Consider the following 16569-nt stretch of genomic DNA (forward strand, 5'->3'; position numbering starts at 1 on the left):
ACTTACCCCTGACTCTTGGTTGGAATGCCTCGCCTGGCCTTGTGGTGGCCGTAGGTGCGAGGTGGCGTGTAATGATCGATAAAAGGCACGGCGAAGTTCATTAGCAACACGCCGAAAGCGACCGCGTCGGGGTAAGACCCCCAGGTACGGATCAGATAGATCAGAACGCCAATGCCGGCACCGTAAATCAGCTTGCCCTGATGGCTCGTTGCGGCAGACACGGGATCGGTGGCGATAAAGAACGCGCCCAGCATGGTGCCGCCAGCCAGAAGATGCATGGATAGCGGCGCGTACAAATCCGGGTTGCTGCCAAAGGCCAGACTCATGATGGCCAGCCCTGCCAGAAAACTCACCGGAATGTGCCAGGTAATGATCCTCATGGCGAGTAACAGCAGGCCGCCTGCGAGGAAGCCCGCATTCACCCATTCCCAACCCCGGGCAACGCCATCACCAAAGGTTGGATGGGTCAGTACTTCAGCGGCGGTCTTGGAACTGATCGAGTGTTTGTACTGATCCAGCGGTGTGGCCATTGTGAACGCGTCCACGGCCGATTGCTTGCCCGAGGCCATGGTGGCCAGAGTGTCCGCAAGGCTTGGTGCACCTTGCCAGAGTATCGCCGGCTCGGCCCAGTTGGTGGTCATGGCGACGGGAAATGAAATGAGCACCAGCGCATAGCCAACCATGGCAGGGTTGAACGGGTTTGACCCAAGTCCGCCGTACAGTTGTTTGGCTAGAACAATTGCCGCTATGACCGCGATGGCGGATACCCAGAATGGCGCCAATGGTGGTAGCGATAAACCCAACAGCAGGCCAGTCACAGCGGCGGTGTTGTCTCGGATAAAGAACATCACCGGCCGTTTGCGCAATTTCAGCATCGCGGCCTCGGTGCCGACGGCCAGTACGACGCACCAGATCACGTTAATAAGGTTGCCCCAGCCAAAGAAAATGGTCTGGGCGAGCAGACCTGGCAGAGAGGCCAGAATGACCCATAGCATCACGTTCGAGGTCGAACGGGCTCGTCTGGCATGAGGAGATGACTGTTGCGCTAGTGCCATGAAGGTATCGGCCTGTTCGTCAGGAGTCGGTCGTTTGGGTGTCGGCAAGGACGCTGCGCGCGTCGGCGAGGGCCGTCTCGGCGCGCTTTACGCGGTCGTGGTTCTTGGCCACGGCACGTTCAAGCTTTTCGACGTTGTCGGCGTTTTCCGCTTTTGCATCGTTCAGCATGCTCTGCATGGTGTTGAGCTTGGCGGTGGCTTGGCTCAACTGCTTCTCCAGGGCCTCAAGATCAGGCTTTTCTTGCTCGGCAGGAGTCTCTTTGGCTGGGCCGGCCGATCCGGCCGATTCGGTCTTGGCCTTTTTCCGGGCGAGAGCTTCCTGAACCAACGCCGCTTTTGCAGCACGGTCGTTCGTCGGCCCGTCTTCGGATTCCGCTTTTTCAGCTTCGGCCTGTTTCCTGGCCTGGGCTTCCGCAGCCGCCTTTGCGCGATCTTTACGGCGTTGTTCCTTTTCTTGTTGCTCCCGTTCCAGTCGCGCCTGGCGGGCTTCGAACCGTTCCCGCGCCCGGTCAGCTTTCAGGTGTTCAGCCTGCTGGACCCGGATTTCGCCTTTCGCCGCACGGTAGTACTGCACCAGTGGAATGGAGCTGGGGCAGACGTAGGAGCACGCCCCACATTCTATGCAGTCGAACAGATTCAGGTGTTCTGCCTTTTCATACTCTCCGGCCTTGGAGTACCAGAAAAGCTGCTGTGGCAACAGTTCCATCGGGCAGGCTTCGGCACACATGCCACAGCGAATGCAGGGCTGTTCCGGTGGTGGAGCGGGCAGTTCCTGTGCCGTTGATGCGATCACGCAGTTGGTCGTTTTGACCACCGGAACGTCGGGTGTTTCAAGGGTGTAGCCCATCATTGGGCCGCCCAGAATCAATCGATCCACTGCCTGCTCATTCAGGCCTGCCTGCTTGAGCAGGTGGCTGATTGGCGTGCCCAGCAGCACGTCGAACGTCCCGGGCTCGGACACTGCCTGACCGGTAATGGTTGTCACCCGGGAAATGAGAGGCTCGCCACGGTGTATGGCACGGGACACCGCAATGGCTGTTCCGATGTTCTGGCACATGACGCCAATATCGGCAGGAATGCCGCCACTGGGGACTTCCATGCCAGTGAGAATCTGGATCAGCTGCTTTTCGCCACCCGAGGGGTATTTGGTGGGGATTACCACCACTTCGGTCTGGGTTCCCGACGTCGCTTTCCTGAGCGCAGTAATGGCTTCCGGTTTGTTGTCCTCGACCGCAATGACGCAGCGCTCCGGCCGAAGAATCCACGCCATGAGCCGCAGGCCCGAGGCTATCTCATCCGAACGCTCGCGCATGGTCATATCGTCAGCCGTGATATAGGGCTCGCATTCAGCGCCATTCAGGATCAGAGTGCTGACCTTGCGGTCTTTGGGCGGACGCAGTTTGATGTTGGTCGGAAATCCGGCGCCACCGAGGCCGGCAATGCCGTAATCACGAATGCGTTGAAGCACCGTTTCCCGGTCCAGAGTGTGAAAGTCTTCAACCGGGGTTCGCTGGATCCATTCTTCCTTCCCGTCCGGAATCAGAATGATGCACTGGTCACTCATACCAGACGGATGGGGTACCGGGTGCATGGAAACTGCTTCAATCGTGCCGGAGGTGGGTGCATGCACCGGCACGCCGAGAGTGCCGGATACCGTCGCGATGGTCTGGCCTTTGAGCACCCGGTCTCCAACCGCAACACAGGGTTCTGCCGGTGCGCCGATGTGTTGCTGCAACGGCAGTATCAGCCGCTCCGGAAGCGTAGACGATTCGATCGGCCGGCGGGTGGACAGGACTTTGTTTTCCGCGGGATGAATGCCGCCACTGAAGTCCCAGAGTTGGCTGTTCATGCGCTTACCCCCGGGCGATCAGTCGCGATAATGCCGGATTTAGGGGGTGTCCAGGTCCAGGTTCTTATGTCGGGCTCAACCGTGACCATATCGATGCAGTCGACCGGGCAGGGGTCAACACACAGATCACAACCCGTGCACTCGCTTTCAATCACTGTATGCATCTGCTTTGCCGCGCCCAGAATGGCATCCACCGGGCAGGCCTGAATGCATTTGGTGCAGCCAATGCACTCGTCCTCACGAATGACTGCAACGCGCTTTTCCTGCTCCACGCCGTGCTCCGCGTCAAGCGGCTGCGGTTCTACGTCGAGCAGGTCCGCCAGAGCTTTGATGGTGGTTTCACCGCCGGGTGGGCACTTGTTAATGGCATCGCCATTTGCGATGGACTCTGCGTAAGGTCTGCAGCCGGGAAAACCGCACTGGCCACATTGAGTCTGTGGAAGAAGGGAATCGATCTGGTCCACCAGTGGATTGCCTTCCACCTTGAAGCGCTCAGACGCAAAGCCCAGCAAACCGCCAAATACAACGGCCAGAGCAAGCAGCACAACGATCGCTATCAGAATGCTTGTCCACATAGATCGAGCGCTCCGTCAGACACTTACCAGGCCGGTGAAGCCCAGAAACGCCAGTGACATCAGGCCTGCGGTAACCATGCCAATGGCAGCACCCTGAAAGGCCACCGGTACGTCGGCAACCGCAATGCGCTCGCGCATGGCAGCGAACAAGACCAGAACGAGAGAAAAGCCGGCGGCAGCACCGAAACCATAGAGTACCGATTCGACAAAATTGTTGTTTTTGTTGAGGTTCAGCAGCGCAACGCCGAGAACGGCGCAGTTGGTGGTAATCAGCGGTAGGAATATGCCCAGTACCCGGTATAACAGCGGACTGGTTTTGCGAACCACCATTTCAGTGAACTGAACCACCACCGCGATCACCAGAATAAAGGTGATGGTTTTCAGAAACGCCAGGTCCAGAGGCTCCAGAAGATAGGTGTAGGCCAGATAACTGCATACAGACGCCAGCGTCAGTACGAAGGTGGTTGCCAGCGACATGCCCATAGCGGTCTCCAGCTTCCCGGAAACGCCCATGAATGGGCACAGACCGAGGAACTGAACCAGCACAAAGTTGTTCACCAGTATGGTGCTGACCAGAATCAGCAGGTATTCAGTCATCTGACTGCTCCAATTACATCACGCGCATGCCGGGCGTAGCACCGGAATCAGGCGACAGAATATGAATATCCTTTCCGCCAGGTCCGGCTGCCAGAACCATACCTTCCGACACCCCGAACTTCATCTTTCGAGGCTTGAGGTTGGCCACCATGACCGTCAATCGACCGGTCAGATCTTCCGGTTCGTAGGCGGATTTGATGCCCGCAAACACATTACGTTCACCGTGGCCGATGTCCAGCGTCAGTTGCAGCAGTTTGTCGGCGCCTTCAACGCGCTCCGCTTTCACAATTCTGGCGACTCGCAGGTCCACTTTCGAGAACTGGTCAAAATCAATTTCGTCCGCCAGCGGCTCCAGGTCTTTCGTGTCCGAACCTGCATCCTTGTTAGCAGCGGACTGATCTCCAGTGGCTGCGGGCATCTCTTCCTTGGAGGCATCCAGCATCTTGTCGATCTGGGCCATATCCACGCGGTTCATCAGTGGTTTGAACTTGTTGATCGCGTGGTCTTCAAGACGATCCGCGCGGTTGTTCCAGTCCAGCTTGGCGTTCAGGAAAGCCTCTGACGCCTTCGCGGTCTCCGGCAACACTGGAGCCAGGTAAGTCATGAGCAAGTGGAACATGTTGATGGCGTTGGTGCAGATAGCCTGCAGGTTCTCTTCCTGGCCTTCCTGTTTGGCAATAACCCAGGGCTGTTCGTCGTTGACGTACTGGTTGGCGATGTCTGCCAGTTCCATGATGCGGCGCATGCCGCGACCGAATTCGCGGCTTTCGTAATAATCAGCGATGTCCCGGCCCGCATCGACAAATTCCCTGATTTTGTCGTGCTCAGTGACCTTGCCTAGTTTGCCGTCAAAGCGCTTGGTAATGAAGCCTGCACTGCGGCTGGCAATGTTGACTACTTTGCCGACCAGGTCCGAATTCACCCGCGCGGCGAAGTCTTCAAGATTCAGGTCCATGTCGTCCACACTGCCGGTCAGCTTTGCGGCGAAGTAGTAACGCAGGTATTCCGGATTGAGATGATCCAGATAGGTGCGGGCCATGATAAAGGTGCCGCGGGACTTGGACATCTTCTTGCCGTTAACGGTCACAAACCCGTGCGACCAGACGGCAGACGGCGTACGGAACCCGGCGCTGTGCAGCATCGACGGCCAGAACAGCGCGTGGAAGTTGATGATGTCCTTACCGATAAAATGATAGACCTCAGCGGTGGAATCCGCCTTCCAGAAGTGCTCGAAATCAACGCCTTCGCGATCGCAGAAATTCTTGAAGCTCGCGAGGTAACCAATGGGGGCATCCAGCCAGACATAAAAGTATTTGCCCGGCGCATCCGGTATTTCAAAGCCGAAATAGGGCGCGTCGCGGCTGATGTCCCATTCCTGGAGGCCCGCATCCAGCCATTCAGCCAGTTTGTTGGCTACCTGCGGCTGAAGCGTACCGCTGCGGGTCCACTTGGCGAGGAAGTCAGCGAACTCCGGCAGCTTGAAGAAGTAGTGTTCCGATTCCTTCTCGATGGGGGTTGCACCGGAAACCGCTGATCTCGGATCAATCAGCTCGCCAGGCGTATAGGTAGCACCGCAGGCTTCGCAGTTGTCACCGTACTGATCTTCGGTTTTGCACTTGGGGCAGGTGCCTTTGATAAAACGATCGGCCAGAAACATCTGCTTTTCCGGATCGAAGGCCTGAGTAATCTTGCGTGTCGCAATGTGCCCGTTTTCCTGCAATTGACGGTAGATGTACTCTGAAAACTGACGGTTCTCGGTGGAATGGGTTGTGTAATAATTGTCAAAACGGATATGGAATCCGGCAAAATCTTCCTGATGCTCGGTACGAATTCGATCAATCAACCGTTCGGACGAAATGCCCTCGCGTTCTGCCCGCAGCATGATAGCAGTACCGTGGGCATCATCCGCGCAAACGTAATAACAGTTATGGCCCCGCATGTTCTGATAGCGTACCCAGATGTCTGTCTGGATGTACTCCAGCAGGTGGCCCAGATGAATCGGGCCGTTGGCGTAGGGCAGGGCGCTGGTTACCAGAATATCGCGCTGTTGGTTGGAGCTCGTTTGCGTCATGTTTTGATCCGAACCTTAAAAAGTGAGGATTGATGCTATATGGCCAGAAACGGGCACAGATGATACCTTCCAAGCAGATTTTTTTCACCCGAAACCCCCGCTTCCGGCCACAAAATCCTGGCGGATGTGCGAATGGAGACATCGATGACACAGATTTCACAGCAGGCTCTTGAACTGGCCGTCAAACAGTACCGGGATCCGTATCTGAACAAGGATCTGTACGAGCTGGACGCCGTTAAGTCGCTGAATGCGGATGAGGCGGGCAACGTGAAAGTGGTCATTGAGATTCCCTACGCCTCACAGGGCATTGCCGGTGCGGTAAAAGAACTGGTGGGTAATGCAGTCGAAGGAATCGACGGCGTTGAGTCCGTTGATGTGTCGGTCAACCAGCGGATTTACGCCCACAAAACGCAGAAAGACATCGCGTCAGTGCCCGGCGTTAAGAACATCATTGCGGTCGCATCCGGCAAGGGCGGCGTCGGCAAGTCAACCACGGCGGTAAATCTGGCGTTGGCTCTGCACGCCGAGGGCGCCCGAGTAGGCATTCTGGATGCCGACATATACGGCCCCAGCATCGGTATGATGCTGGGTGTGCCCGAAGGCAAACGGCCTGACACCCGGGAAAACAAGTATTTCATTCCCATGCAGGCACACGGCCTGCAGGCCAATTCCATGGCCTTTGTCGTCACCGACAAAACCCCCATGGTCTGGCGCGGCCCCATGGTCAGTGGCGCAGTGACCCAACTGCTCCAGCAGACTTTGTGGGATGAACTGGACTACCTGATTCTGGACATGCCTCCCGGCACCGGCGACATCCAGCTCACCGTTGCTCAGAAAGTCCCTGTCACCGGTGCCGTGGTCGTCACCACGCCACAGGACATTGCGTTGCTGGATGGCAAAAAGGGTATCGAAATGTTCCGCAAAGTGGACATTCCAGTGCTGGGCATCGTGGAAAACATGAGCGTTCACATCTGCAGCAACTGCGGCCATGAGGAACCTCTGTTCGGCCATGGTGGTGGGGAGCGAATTGCCGAAGAGTACGACACCACGCTGCTTGGCCAGTTGCCATTGCACATGACGATTCGCGAACAGACGGATAGCGGAACGCCCTCGGTGGTGGCAGAGCCGGATTCAGAAGTGGCCCGTCGGTACAAGGATATTGCGCGTCGTGTGAGCGCCGAACTGTCCACTCGTGAGCGTCATTTGACGGGGTCAATCTCAAGCGTGTCAGTCACTGAACACTGAGTCTCAACGATGGCATGAATGGCGTGTTTTAGCTTCGACACCACAACGCCTAGAAGGTAAACTACCGCCACTTTTTCAGACGGAAACGAGACACCACCCATGAGCATCAAATCCGACCATTGGATTCGCCGGATGGCCCAGGAACACGGAATGATTGAGCCTTTCGAGTACGACCAGGTGCGCGAGAGCGAAAAAGGCCGAGTTATCTCCTACGGCACTTCCAGCTACGGTTACGACGTGCGCTGCAGCAACGAATTCAAGATATTCACCAACGTTCACTCGGCCACAGTCGACCCCAAGAACTTTGATGAAAACAGTTTCGTTAACTACACCGGTGATGTCTGCATCATTCCGCCCAACTCCTTTGCGCTGGCTCGCACCGTGGAATACTTTCGCATTCCACGCAGCACACTCACGATCTGCCTCGGCAAGTCCACTTATGCCCGTTGCGGCATTATCGTGAATGTCACGCCGCTTGAGCCGGAATGGGAAGGACAGGTAACACTGGAGTTTTCCAACACCACCAACCTGCCGGCCAAAATCTACGCCAATGAAGGCGTTGCCCAAATGCTGTTTTTTGAATCGGATGAGGTCTGTGCCACCAGCTATAAAGACCGCGGCGGCAAATACCTCGGCCAGACAGGCGTCACCCTGCCGCGCACATGATGGCCACGGGCAAGCGAGGCGTGAATTGAACGCAAACCAGTTCCTTAAAGCGGTTTCTCAGTTGCAGGGTTGGCGCGAATACACATTTCTGCTCGCCCTGGCCGAGCGCTCGTTTCCAAATTACGCCCTGTTTGCAGATGCAGTAGGCCTCAAAACTGGCGCCAAAATGCGCCATCTGCTGGATATCGGCTGGGACATGCTGCAACAGAACACTGAAGAAACGGTCATCCCCCAATTACTGGCGAAGCTGGAAACTCTGTCTCCAGACGTAGACGCCTACGACGCCTACGGTGTTTACCCTGCCTTCGACTTCTGTCAGTTGCTTGAACAGGCTCTGCTGAATCGTCTGAACCCTGCAAAGCACCGCGCCAGCGACGCATCTCAGATGGCCACAGCCACTGTCGTGAATTTCATTGAGCTGTCTGAGGGTGAGGGCCTAGCTGAAGATGAGCTGGTGCGCCTGCTGGACCATCATCCATTGATGAAGGAAGACAAGCTGTTCCAGCGGGACCTGGTACTGTCCTTCAAGCGACAGCGCACGCCTACGACCCAGTTTATCGAGCAAACCCGCGAAGAGGCGGCAAACGACGGTGTCAGCAATCTGGGTATTTCGCTGAACGACTGACCGGCGAGCCCATTTCGACTGGCCTACACTGATTCTGAAAGCCACATTTTTATAAATCGACACTGACCATGAAACTTTCCTCATTTGGCCAAAAATTTACGGCAGACTCGGGCATTACCTCCCTGATGGATGATCTGGGCAACGCGCTTGCTTCCGGCGATGACATGATCATGATGGGCGGCGGCAACCCTGGCCATGTGCCCGAAATCCAGCAGCGCGTTCAACAGATCCTCAGTGACATGAGCCGCAGCGAGGATGACGTAAGACGGGTTGTGGGGATTTACGATCCGCCGCAGGGAGAGAAGCAGTTCATCGCCTCACTGGCTGAACTACTGAACGAGGAATACGACTGGGGGCTGAAGCCAGAGAATATTGCCCTGACCAACGGCAGTCAGGCGGCCTTCTTCATGTTGTTCAACATGTTCGGTGGCAGTTACGACGGTGGTCAGCACAAGCACATTCTGCTGCCGCTGGCGCCAGAATACATTGGCTACGCGGATGCCGGCATTGAGCCTGGATTATTCCGTGCGGTACAGCCTGATATTTCATTCACTGACGCCCACGAATTCAAATACCGCGTTGATTTCAATGCCGTGGAGGTGACGTCTGAAACCGGGGCTATCTGCGTTTCCAGGCCAACCAACCCGACAGGCAACGTCATTACGGACGACGAGTTGAACCGTCTTGAAGCGCTTGCACGTCAGCACGACATTCCCTTGATTGTGGATGGTGCCTACGGTACGCCGTTTCCCAGCCTCTTGTTCGTGGATGCCACGCCTCACTGGAACGACCAGATCATTCTGTGTCTAAGTCTCTCCAAGTTGGGGCTTCCGGCGGCAAGAACCGGTATCGTGATCGCCTCCGAACCGGTGATCAAGGCTCTGTCCAGCATAAACGCCATTATGAATCTGGCGACTGGCAGTTTTGGGGCGATGGTTGCCGATCCATTGGTAAAATCCGGAGAGATCCTGTCACTCAGTCGCGAGGTAGTTTGCCCGTTTTACAAGGCTAAAATGGAAAGAGCCGTGTCGGTTTTCAAGGACGCGATGGGCGAGGAGAGTTGCCGCTGGTACGTTCACAAACCGGAGGGTGCCATGTTTCTCTGGCTCTGGTTCCCGGACTTGCCGATCACCAGTCTGGAGCTGTATCAGCGATTAAAGGCCCGGGGCGTATTGGTGGTGTCTGGCCACTATTTCTTTCCCGGCTTGCCGGAAGATGGCTGGAAACATCGCCATCAGTGCCTGCGAGTTACTTATTCCCAGGACGACGACCGTGTAGCCGAAGGTTTGAGAATCATTGCGGATGAAGTGAAGTCGCTTACTGCATGAATCTTGCGTCGTCGATGGTGATCTGGTATTCACTGCCGTCGGGTTCGATCTGTAGCAATCTAACCAACAGAAAATCCTGATCCGGTGCGAACCACATCAGGGTTTTGCGCTTACTGTCTTCGCCCCGGACTTTCTCTGCCTTGACCGTTTTGACCGCCTTGCCGTCCGGGCTCAGAGTTTCTTCGTCAATGACCGCAAAGCGGTCGGTATCAAAGCGGCCTTTGTCGAGCACCCGGTAGGACATCTCACGCTGGCCAGCTTTGATGTCGCGCCTGAGTTGCAGGTGAAACCCCATGGGGTCCAGGGTGCCTTCTTCCAGATTCAGGGAAAATCGGTTGCCCCGGTAGTGGCCGGTTGCCTGTTTTTTATCCCAATCAAAATCGATTGCCTGTTTGCGATCCTTGATCAGAAACCCGGACAGGCTATAGCGATAGCGAAGGGGAATAACCTGCCCATCTTCCCAACGAAATACCAGTGACTCATCGATGTCGGCAATAAAGGAATCCACATCAGTGCGGTAGAACCAGGTGCCATCCTTGCTTTCCTTCAAGACGCGACGTGCATCCCCATTCAGGGAAATGCCTTTTTCCATTGAAGCGTTGTAGCTGACCTGAAGCGGCTTCAGAGGTTCGGAGCCAAAGGCGGATGAGGCAAAAACCAGTGCAATCAGACACAGACTGTGAATAAACAGTGCGGGTGAGCGTTTTGATGCAACCATATCGTCATCCCATACGAAACGTGAGCAAAAGGTTATGTCATCAGCATAACGCTTCGGGCAGGCATCGACGATGACGAAATGTTTAATCAGGCGCTGGTGGTTACAGGCTCATCCGGGAGGACCAGAGGCTGGGCAAGAGGCTGACCATCAAAAATGACCTGGTCTGATCCCAGGCGGACCCGGCCTTCGCAAAACCAACGAACCACAATGGGGTACAGCAGGTGTTCTTTTGCCTGTACCTTTTCCGCGAGAGATTCTGCGGTATCGTCTTCGTCGATCTTCACCTGTGCCTGGGCAATCACCGGGCCACCATCGAGCTCTTCGGTGACAAAGTGGATGGATGTGCCGTGCATCGTGTCCCCGGCGTCCAGCGCCCGCTGATGCGTGTTCAGGCCGGTGTAGTTGGGCAGCAGCGATGGGTGAACATTCAGCAATGTGCCCCTTAGCGCGCGGACAAAATCGGTCGTGAGGATGCGCATGAAGCCTGCAAGTAAAATCAGGTCGGGATTGCGGCGGCGGATCTCTGCCATCAGCATCCCATCAAATTCTTCCCGCGACCCGTATTTGGTGTGATCAACAGTGAAGTGGTCAATGTGGGCCTGAGCTGCACGTTCCAATGCAAACGCGTTGGGCCTGTTGCAGCCAACCGCGATGATCTGGCCCGGAAAATCACGTTCCTGACATGCGTCAATCAACGCCTGCAGGTTGGTACCGCTTCCCGATGCAAGAACAAGAATACGCGGGGCGTTTAGCGGATCTGCCTTCATAGTGCCAACAGCCCTGGTGCATAGCGAACGGACGCCTTGGCGGCGTTGTCTTCAGCGGCTTCAATCGCGCCAATTTGCCAGACGCTCTCACCCTGCGCTGTCAAAATATCCATCGCAAGGTCTTTCTGATTGGCCGGTACGCAAATGACCATGCCCACGCCACAATTGAAGGTGCGGTACATTTCTTCATCCGCAACACCGCCTGCTTGTTTGAGCCAGTCGAAAACCGCCGGCAGTTTCCAGCTTTCGGTGTCGATGGCGGCAATGGAGCCGTCAGGCAGTACCCTGGGGATATTCTCCGGCAGACCGCCGCCGGTAATGTGTGACAGGGCGCGTACGTCGATTTCTTTGATCAGCTCAAGGATATTTCTGACATAAATGCGGGTCGGCGCCATCAAAGCGTTGGCCAGCGTGGTGTTGCCCATGGGTTGATCAAGATTGGCGCCGCTGACGTCGATGATTTTACGAATCAGTGAATAACCATTGGAATGAGGTCCTGACGATCCGAGGGCAAGCAGGGAATCGCCTGGCTGAACCCGGCTGCCGTCAATGATGTCACTACGTTCGGCAATACCCACGCAGAAGCCGGCCAAGTCGTAGTCGTCGCCTTCGTACATGCCGGGCATTTCGGCTGTTTCGCCACCCACCAGTGCGCAACCCGCAAGTTCGCAGCCTTGACCAATACCTTCAACAACCTGAGCTGCTACCTCAACATTGAGCTTGCCGGTGGCGTAGTAATCCAGGAAGAACAGTGGTTCAGCGCCGCCGACAACCAGGTCATTCACGCACATCGCGACCAGGTCTATGCCAATGGTGTCGTGCTTCTGAAGTTGCATGGCCAGCCGCAGCTTGGTGCCAACCCCGTCCGTGCCTGACACCATCACTGGTTCACGATAGCCGGGCGGAATCGATACCATGGCGCCGAATCCGCCCAGACCTCCCAATACTTCCGGCCGGCGGGTTCTGGCCGCGGTGTTTTTGATCCGATCGACCAGGTCGTTGCCTGCGTCAATGTCGACGCCGGCGTCACGGTAAGTCAGGGAAGGCTTCTGTTCGCTCATGGAGAGGGTAACCAAGTTGGGCGTTGAAAATTCGGCAATAAGACAAGCCGCGGATTTTAACAGGTGCAGGGTGACGGTCCAAATGCAATCGAGTTATAAATTACCGCAATACTCGTTCGCTACTTTCAATAAGTACCTTGGTGTATCCTAGGCGGCATTCTAACCGTTTCCAGGACGATTCATGCGAGGCAAAGCAATCAAATCGATAGGAATCAGGCACATGAGTGGCCGGGTAGGCGCCTTGATGGCGCTGCTGACATTGTTCTCATTACCGATATCGGCGGCAACCGTTACCGGGCTCTATGCGGTGGATGTCCCGGTCGAAAGTTCCAGCCCGGACGACCTGGCGCAGGGGTATTCAGATGGCCTCAAACGGGTGATGGTGCGGGTATCTGGCACTCAGGATGTGCTGGCCCTTGAGGGTGTGTCAGAGCTGCTCGAAAACGCCGAATCATTGTTGCAGTCCTATCAGTACCTTCGTTCTGAAGAAAACGGCAACCAGTTGCAGATGGTGTTTGGAGCCGTTGGCGTCAATAAGGCCCTGGCCTCAATTGGAGCGCCGGTCTGGGGCGCAAACCGTCCGCTGACCCTGGCGTGGATAGCCGTTGAATCCGGCGGCACTCGCCAGTTACTTCACCAGAGCGCAGACACAGGCGTTTCCGGGCCCTGGCTAAAAGCCTTCCGTAAAGCGGCAGAAGACCGCGGCCTTCCAGTAACACTGCCGCCAGAGGAGTACGCCGATCGAAGGGAGCTGATGTCGGATATCTGGGGGCAATTTACCTCCAACGTACGCACTGCCTCCGAAGACATGGCCTACGATTTGATGTCGCTGGTTCGGGTAAGCCGCTCCACGGGCCAATGGCGTGCCGGCTGGGTGTTTGACGGAATGGGTCTTGATAGTGCCGAGCAATCGCTTACCGCTGCCACTCCGGAAGAGCTTGCGGCCGCCGTCGTGGGCCGTTGGGCCGACACCTTTGCAGAGCGCTATGCAGTGGAGAGCAGTGATGTGGGTGAGTCGCCTCAGGTGGATATTGTGCTTCACGGGATTCGTGAGCTGGAAGACTATGCAACGGCAAACCGGGTGCTGAAGAACCTGTCACCGGTTGTAAGCGCAAGCGCCACGGCTACGCGGAATGGTCGGGTTACCATGAACATTACTTTCTCTGGCGAAATAGAGCAGTTAAAGCGCTATATTGCTCTTGATCCGCGTCTTGTGCCGCTTTCAAATGCCGAGGTATCCCAGTTGCCAGCGCAAGACACTGAAAGCAAGGCCGAGGTCGATACCGACACTGACACCGACACGGATACGCAACAGGCCAGAGGTCTTGTCTCGATGCCCGGGAAGGATGCGCAAACCTCTGCACCTTCGAACCCTTTCGTGACGTACGAATCGTTGTTTGTTGAACAAAATGACGCTGAAAAGGCCTTCGATTCCCTTTACCAGGTGCTTCACTACCGGTGGCAGCCGGCGTCCGTGATTGAGGGCGAAACCGGTGAGTAACTCGGTAGGTTAGCGGCAGGGAGAAATCATATGGCCTGGAACTGGCGCTGGATACCAAATGCGCTGACGTTTTTGCGCATACTGCTGGTGCTGCCGTTCGCTGTTGCTCTATGGGCAAAGGATTACCGCGTCGCCCTGATTATCTTCTTCGTTGCCGCTACGACCGATGCGTTTGATGGTTTTCTGGCGCGGGAATTTGATTGGCGGACCCGTCTGGGCGCCATCGCAGACCCGTTGGCAGATAAAGCCCTGTTGATTGCCGCCTACCTGATGCTCACCCTGACCGGAGTGCTTCCTTACTGGCTTTTCTGGCTTGTGTTGGGCAGAGATCTTCTGATCGTGGGAGGTGGGTTAGCTTATCACTATGGAATTGGCCGCTTTGAAATGCAGCCGAGCCTGCCTGGTAAATGCAATACGCTGATTCAGATTCTGGTAGCGCTTGCCATCATTGTTTTGTTGGCCGGCTTGCCGATGCAGCCCTGGGTCATTGATGTCGGTGTTATTCTTGTCGCGTTTTCGACCGTGCTTAGCGGTGCCCACTACGTGATCGTGTGGGGTATCAGGGCCTGGAGGGCCGGGCGGACATGAATGAGGGCCAGTTGGCTTTGGGGATCAAGTTAAGGGACGACGCGCGCTTTGATAACTTTCATGGTGAACGTAACGCCGCAGCTGCCGGCCGACTCAGGGCGACGGTGGCTCCCAATTCCACCGCCCCTACAGTACTACTATGTGGGGACGAAGATACTGGTAAAAGCCACCTTTTACAGGCGGTTTGTCACGTGGCTGAACAGCAGCAGCGGTCTGCGATTTGCGTGAGCCTCGAGGAGTTTTTGCCATTTGGTCCGGAAGCGCTGGAAGGCATGGAAGCGCATTCACTGGTTTGCCTGGATGATCTTGATCAGGTTGCCGGGGCCGGGGATTGGGAAGAGGCGGTGTTTCATCTGTATAATCGGGTTTCGGACCAGGGGGGGCAATTGGTGATCAGCCTGAGTGACCTGCCTTCGGAACTTCCATTTCTGTTACCCGACCTGCGTTCCAGATTGGGTCATGGGTTAGTGATACAGCTGGGAGTGAACCGCGATGATGATCGAGCGCGGATTTTGATAGCCCGGGCAGAACAGCGAGGGCTGGGGATGAGTGATGAGGTGGCGGCCTTTATACTGAAGCGCGCACCCCGGAAACTCGTTGAACTTCTGTCAGTGCTGGATAAGCTGGATGATAATTCGCTGAAGGCTCAGCGACGTTTGACCATTCCGTTTGTGAAGTCAGTGATGGATTGGTAAGCCGCCCGCCGATCGGGGAATTGGAGAGTCGGGAAATAAGAATCAACTGGAGGGAACAGACAATGAGGCGAGTGGTATTCAATCAAAAAGGTGGCGTAGGTAAGTCCAGCATCACCTGTAACCTCGCGGCCATCAGTGCGGCTCGCGGCAAGCGAACTCTGGTTGTCGATCTGGATCCCCAGGGCAACTCCACTCAGTACCTGCTTGGCAAACCCGCTTCGGAGCTAAGAGACACTCTGGCTGATTATCTCGAACAGACCGTCGCTTTTACCGTCTTTAATCGCAGAGCGGACGAATTTGTTCATGCGACGCCTTTTGACAATCTGTTTGTCATGCCTTCCAGCCCGGAACTGGACTTTCTTGAGCGCAAGCTGGAAGCGAAGCACAAGATCTATAAGTTACGGGAGGCCCTTAAAAAACTCAGTGAATCTTTTGATGCGATATACATCGACACTGCTCCGGCGCTGAACTTCTATACGCGGTCGGCGTTGATTGCAGCGCAACGGTGCCTGATTCCGTTTGATTGCGACGATTTTTCCCGTCAGGCCCTTTACAACATCCTGCACGAGATTCAGGAGTTACAGGAAGATCACAATGAGGAGCTGGTGGTTGAGGGTATCGTGGCAAACCAGTTCCAGCCACGTGCTAGCCTGCCGAAGCAGTTGGTTCGCGAATTGACTGACGAAGGTTTGCCAGTGTTGCCGGTTCGGTTGTCCAGTTCCGTCAAGATGAAGGAGTCCCACCAGAGCAAGAAACCGCTGATTCACATGGCTCCCCGACACCCGCTGACACAGCAATACGAGAATCTGTTTGGCATCTTGCACGGCGAGAAAGTTGAACTGGAACCATTGGCGGATTGAATTCAACGGATCAAAAGGGGAGGGTCATGGCCGGTTCATCCGACCACGTGTCCCGGGTAGCTGACCGACTGATTCAGATTGAGATTGAGCTCCGTCAGTTGGGGGCCTGGGAGAGTGAGGCGCCACCAGAGGAAGCGCTACAGAGCACACAGCCGTTTGGTGTTGATAAGCTGGAGTTCACTCAGTGGCTTCAGTTCGTTTTCATTCATCGCATGAAGGTTCTGATTGAACAGGGGCACCCCTTGCCTGAGGTTTCTGGCATGGCGCCCATGGCTGAAGAGCATTTCAGGACGCGTGAAGAGTCCGGGCAGAACCTGATTGACGAGCTTGCTGAAATGGACCGCCTGCTGTCGGGCGGCCCCTGATGC

17 protein-coding genes are annotated in these 16569 nt (G+C 55.9%); 9 read left to right on the forward strand and 8 right to left on the reverse strand.

All coding sequences use genetic code 11. The features are described from left to right. Positions 1 to 2 precede the first annotated feature (2 nt). The 5 genes from rsxD to metG are packed head-to-tail and all read right to left on the reverse strand — an operon-like array spanning position 3 to position 6147. On the reverse strand, positions 3 to 1055 hold the full coding sequence (rsxD, locus tag QLQ17_RS16500; RefSeq protein ID WP_283210711.1) for an electron transport complex subunit RsxD: 1053 nt from the start codon (positions 1053 to 1055) through the stop codon (positions 3 to 5). A 19-nt stretch (positions 1056 to 1074) separates the two neighbouring features. Beyond that, the gene (rsxC, locus tag QLQ17_RS16505) at positions 1075 to 2904 is read right to left on the reverse strand and encodes an electron transport complex subunit RsxC (RefSeq protein ID WP_283210712.1); all 1830 of its coding nucleotides are present in this window, start codon (positions 2902 to 2904) and stop codon (positions 1075 to 1077) included. Continuing rightward, the gene (gene rsxB / locus QLQ17_RS16510) at positions 2901 to 3479 is read right to left on the reverse strand and encodes an electron transport complex subunit RsxB (protein ID WP_283210713.1); all 579 of its coding nucleotides are present in this window, start codon (positions 3477 to 3479) and stop codon (positions 2901 to 2903) included. The genes rsxC and rsxB overlap by 4 nt, the downstream gene beginning before the upstream one ends. A 15-nt stretch (positions 3480 to 3494) precedes the next feature. After that, positions 3495 to 4076: an electron transport complex subunit RsxA gene (rsxA, locus tag QLQ17_RS16515; RefSeq protein ID WP_275709929.1), complete on the reverse strand. Its 582-nt coding sequence runs from the start codon at positions 4074 to 4076 to the stop codon at positions 3495 to 3497. Between the two features lie 13 nt (positions 4077 to 4089). Continuing rightward, positions 4090 to 6147 (reverse strand): methionine--tRNA ligase, encoded by a 2058-nt coding sequence (gene metG, locus QLQ17_RS16520; protein WP_283210714.1) that lies wholly within the window; start codon positions 6145 to 6147, stop codon positions 4090 to 4092. A 144-nt stretch (positions 6148 to 6291) separates the two neighbouring features. Between metG and apbC the strand changes: the two genes are divergently transcribed. The 4 genes from apbC to QLQ17_RS16540 all read left to right on the forward strand — a co-directional run bounded on the left by apbC (position 6292) and on the right by QLQ17_RS16540 (position 10011). Then, positions 6292 to 7392 (forward strand): iron-sulfur cluster carrier protein ApbC, encoded by a 1101-nt coding sequence (gene apbC, locus QLQ17_RS16525; protein ID WP_283210715.1) that lies wholly within the window; start codon positions 6292 to 6294, stop codon positions 7390 to 7392. 99 nt (positions 7393 to 7491) lie between these two features. Further along, positions 7492 to 8058, forward strand: coding sequence for a dCTP deaminase (gene dcd / locus QLQ17_RS16530; RefSeq protein ID WP_283210716.1), 567 nt, complete (start codon positions 7492 to 7494; stop codon positions 8056 to 8058). 25 nt (positions 8059 to 8083) lie between these two features. After that, on the forward strand, positions 8084 to 8683 hold the full coding sequence (locus tag QLQ17_RS16535; protein WP_283210717.1) for a YjaG family protein: 600 nt from the start codon (positions 8084 to 8086) through the stop codon (positions 8681 to 8683). Positions 8684 to 8751: 68 nt separating this feature from the next. Continuing rightward, a complete protein-coding gene (locus tag QLQ17_RS16540; RefSeq protein ID WP_283210718.1) occupies positions 8752 to 10011 on the forward strand; it encodes a valine--pyruvate transaminase in 1260 nt (419 codons plus the stop codon). Here the strand turns inward: QLQ17_RS16540 and QLQ17_RS16545 are convergent. From QLQ17_RS16545 to purM, 3 genes are all read right to left on the reverse strand, one after another. Next, positions 10001 to 10729 (reverse strand): DUF3108 domain-containing protein, encoded by a 729-nt coding sequence (locus QLQ17_RS16545; protein WP_283210719.1) that lies wholly within the window; start codon positions 10727 to 10729, stop codon positions 10001 to 10003. The genes QLQ17_RS16540 and QLQ17_RS16545 overlap by 11 nt on opposite strands. A gap of 86 nt (positions 10730 to 10815) precedes the next feature. Next, entirely contained in the window at positions 10816 to 11496 is a 681-nt protein-coding gene (purN, locus tag QLQ17_RS16550) for a phosphoribosylglycinamide formyltransferase (RefSeq protein ID WP_283210720.1), read from the reverse strand. Beyond that, positions 11493 to 12557, reverse strand: a complete 1065-nt coding sequence (purM, locus tag QLQ17_RS16555) for a phosphoribosylformylglycinamidine cyclo-ligase (protein ID WP_283210721.1) — start codon at positions 12555 to 12557, stop codon at positions 11493 to 11495. Before purM ends, purN begins: the two co-directional genes overlap by 4 nt. Before the next feature lie 220 nt (positions 12558 to 12777). On the opposite strand from purM, the gene QLQ17_RS16560 reads away from it, so the two are divergent. The 5 genes from QLQ17_RS16560 to QLQ17_RS16580 all read left to right on the forward strand — a co-directional run bounded on the left by QLQ17_RS16560 (position 12778) and on the right by QLQ17_RS16580 (position 16566). Continuing rightward, the gene (locus QLQ17_RS16560; protein ID WP_283210722.1) at positions 12778 to 14058 is read left to right on the forward strand and encodes a DUF2066 domain-containing protein; all 1281 of its coding nucleotides are present in this window, start codon (positions 12778 to 12780) and stop codon (positions 14056 to 14058) included. Positions 14059 to 14088: 30 nt separating this feature from the next. After that, positions 14089 to 14646 carry a CDP-alcohol phosphatidyltransferase family protein gene (locus QLQ17_RS16565; RefSeq protein WP_283210723.1) on the forward strand — a complete coding sequence of 186 codons (558 nt, stop codon included), beginning with the start codon at positions 14089 to 14091 and terminating at the stop codon, positions 14644 to 14646. Then, positions 14643 to 15341 (forward strand): DnaA regulatory inactivator Hda, encoded by a 699-nt coding sequence (gene hda, locus QLQ17_RS16570; protein WP_283210724.1) that lies wholly within the window; start codon positions 14643 to 14645, stop codon positions 15339 to 15341. Before QLQ17_RS16565 ends, hda begins: the two co-directional genes overlap by 4 nt. 62 nt (positions 15342 to 15403) lie before the next feature. Next, positions 15404 to 16201: a ParA family protein gene (locus QLQ17_RS16575; RefSeq protein WP_283210725.1), complete on the forward strand. Its 798-nt coding sequence runs from the start codon at positions 15404 to 15406 to the stop codon at positions 16199 to 16201. 26 nt (positions 16202 to 16227) lie between these two features. After that, positions 16228 to 16566, forward strand: coding sequence for a YqcC family protein (locus tag QLQ17_RS16580; RefSeq protein WP_283210726.1), 339 nt, complete (start codon positions 16228 to 16230; stop codon positions 16564 to 16566). Positions 16567 to 16569 lie beyond the last annotated feature (3 nt).

This window comes from Marinobacter sp. CHS3-4 (genome assembly GCF_030053415.1).
In the GTDB taxonomy this organism is placed as follows: domain Bacteria; phylum Pseudomonadota; class Gammaproteobacteria; order Pseudomonadales; family Oleiphilaceae; genus Marinobacter.

Bases quoted from the DNA above. Each gene is read 5' to 3' on its own strand.
- purN (WP_283210720.1), bottom strand. From the start codon at position 11,496: ATGAAGGCAGATCCGCTAAACGCCCCGCGTATTCTTGTTCTTGCATCG.
- QLQ17_RS16580 (WP_283210726.1), top strand. From the start codon at position 16,228: ATGGCCGGTTCATCCGACCACGTGTCCCGGGTAGCTGACCGACTGATT.
- hda (WP_283210724.1), top strand. From the start codon at position 14,643: ATGAATGAGGGCCAGTTGGCTTTGGGGATCAAGTTAAGGGACGACGCG.
- QLQ17_RS16560 (WP_283210722.1), top strand. From the start codon at position 12,778: ATGAGTGGCCGGGTAGGCGCCTTGATGGCGCTGCTGACATTGTTCTCA.
- QLQ17_RS16575 (WP_283210725.1), top strand. From the start codon at position 15,404: ATGAGGCGAGTGGTATTCAATCAAAAAGGTGGCGTAGGTAAGTCCAGC.
- metG (WP_283210714.1), bottom strand. From the start codon at position 6,147: ATGACGCAAACGAGCTCCAACCAACAGCGCGATATTCTGGTAACCAGC.
- QLQ17_RS16540 (WP_283210718.1), top strand. From the start codon at position 8,752: ATGAAACTTTCCTCATTTGGCCAAAAATTTACGGCAGACTCGGGCATT.
- apbC (WP_283210715.1), top strand. From the start codon at position 6,292: ATGACACAGATTTCACAGCAGGCTCTTGAACTGGCCGTCAAACAGTAC.
- rsxB (WP_283210713.1), bottom strand. From the start codon at position 3,479: ATGTGGACAAGCATTCTGATAGCGATCGTTGTGCTGCTTGCTCTGGCC.
- rsxD (WP_283210711.1), bottom strand. From the start codon at position 1,055: ATGGCACTAGCGCAACAGTCATCTCCTCATGCCAGACGAGCCCGTTCG.
- rsxA (WP_275709929.1), bottom strand. From the start codon at position 4,076: ATGACTGAATACCTGCTGATTCTGGTCAGCACCATACTGGTGAACAAC.
- QLQ17_RS16565 (WP_283210723.1), top strand. From the start codon at position 14,089: ATGGCCTGGAACTGGCGCTGGATACCAAATGCGCTGACGTTTTTGCGC.
- QLQ17_RS16545 (WP_283210719.1), bottom strand. From the start codon at position 10,729: ATGGTTGCATCAAAACGCTCACCCGCACTGTTTATTCACAGTCTGTGT.
- purM (WP_283210721.1), bottom strand. From the start codon at position 12,557: ATGAGCGAACAGAAGCCTTCCCTGACTTACCGTGACGCCGGCGTCGAC.
- rsxC (WP_283210712.1), bottom strand. From the start codon at position 2,904: ATGAACAGCCAACTCTGGGACTTCAGTGGCGGCATTCATCCCGCGGAA.
- dcd (WP_283210716.1), top strand. From the start codon at position 7,492: ATGAGCATCAAATCCGACCATTGGATTCGCCGGATGGCCCAGGAACAC.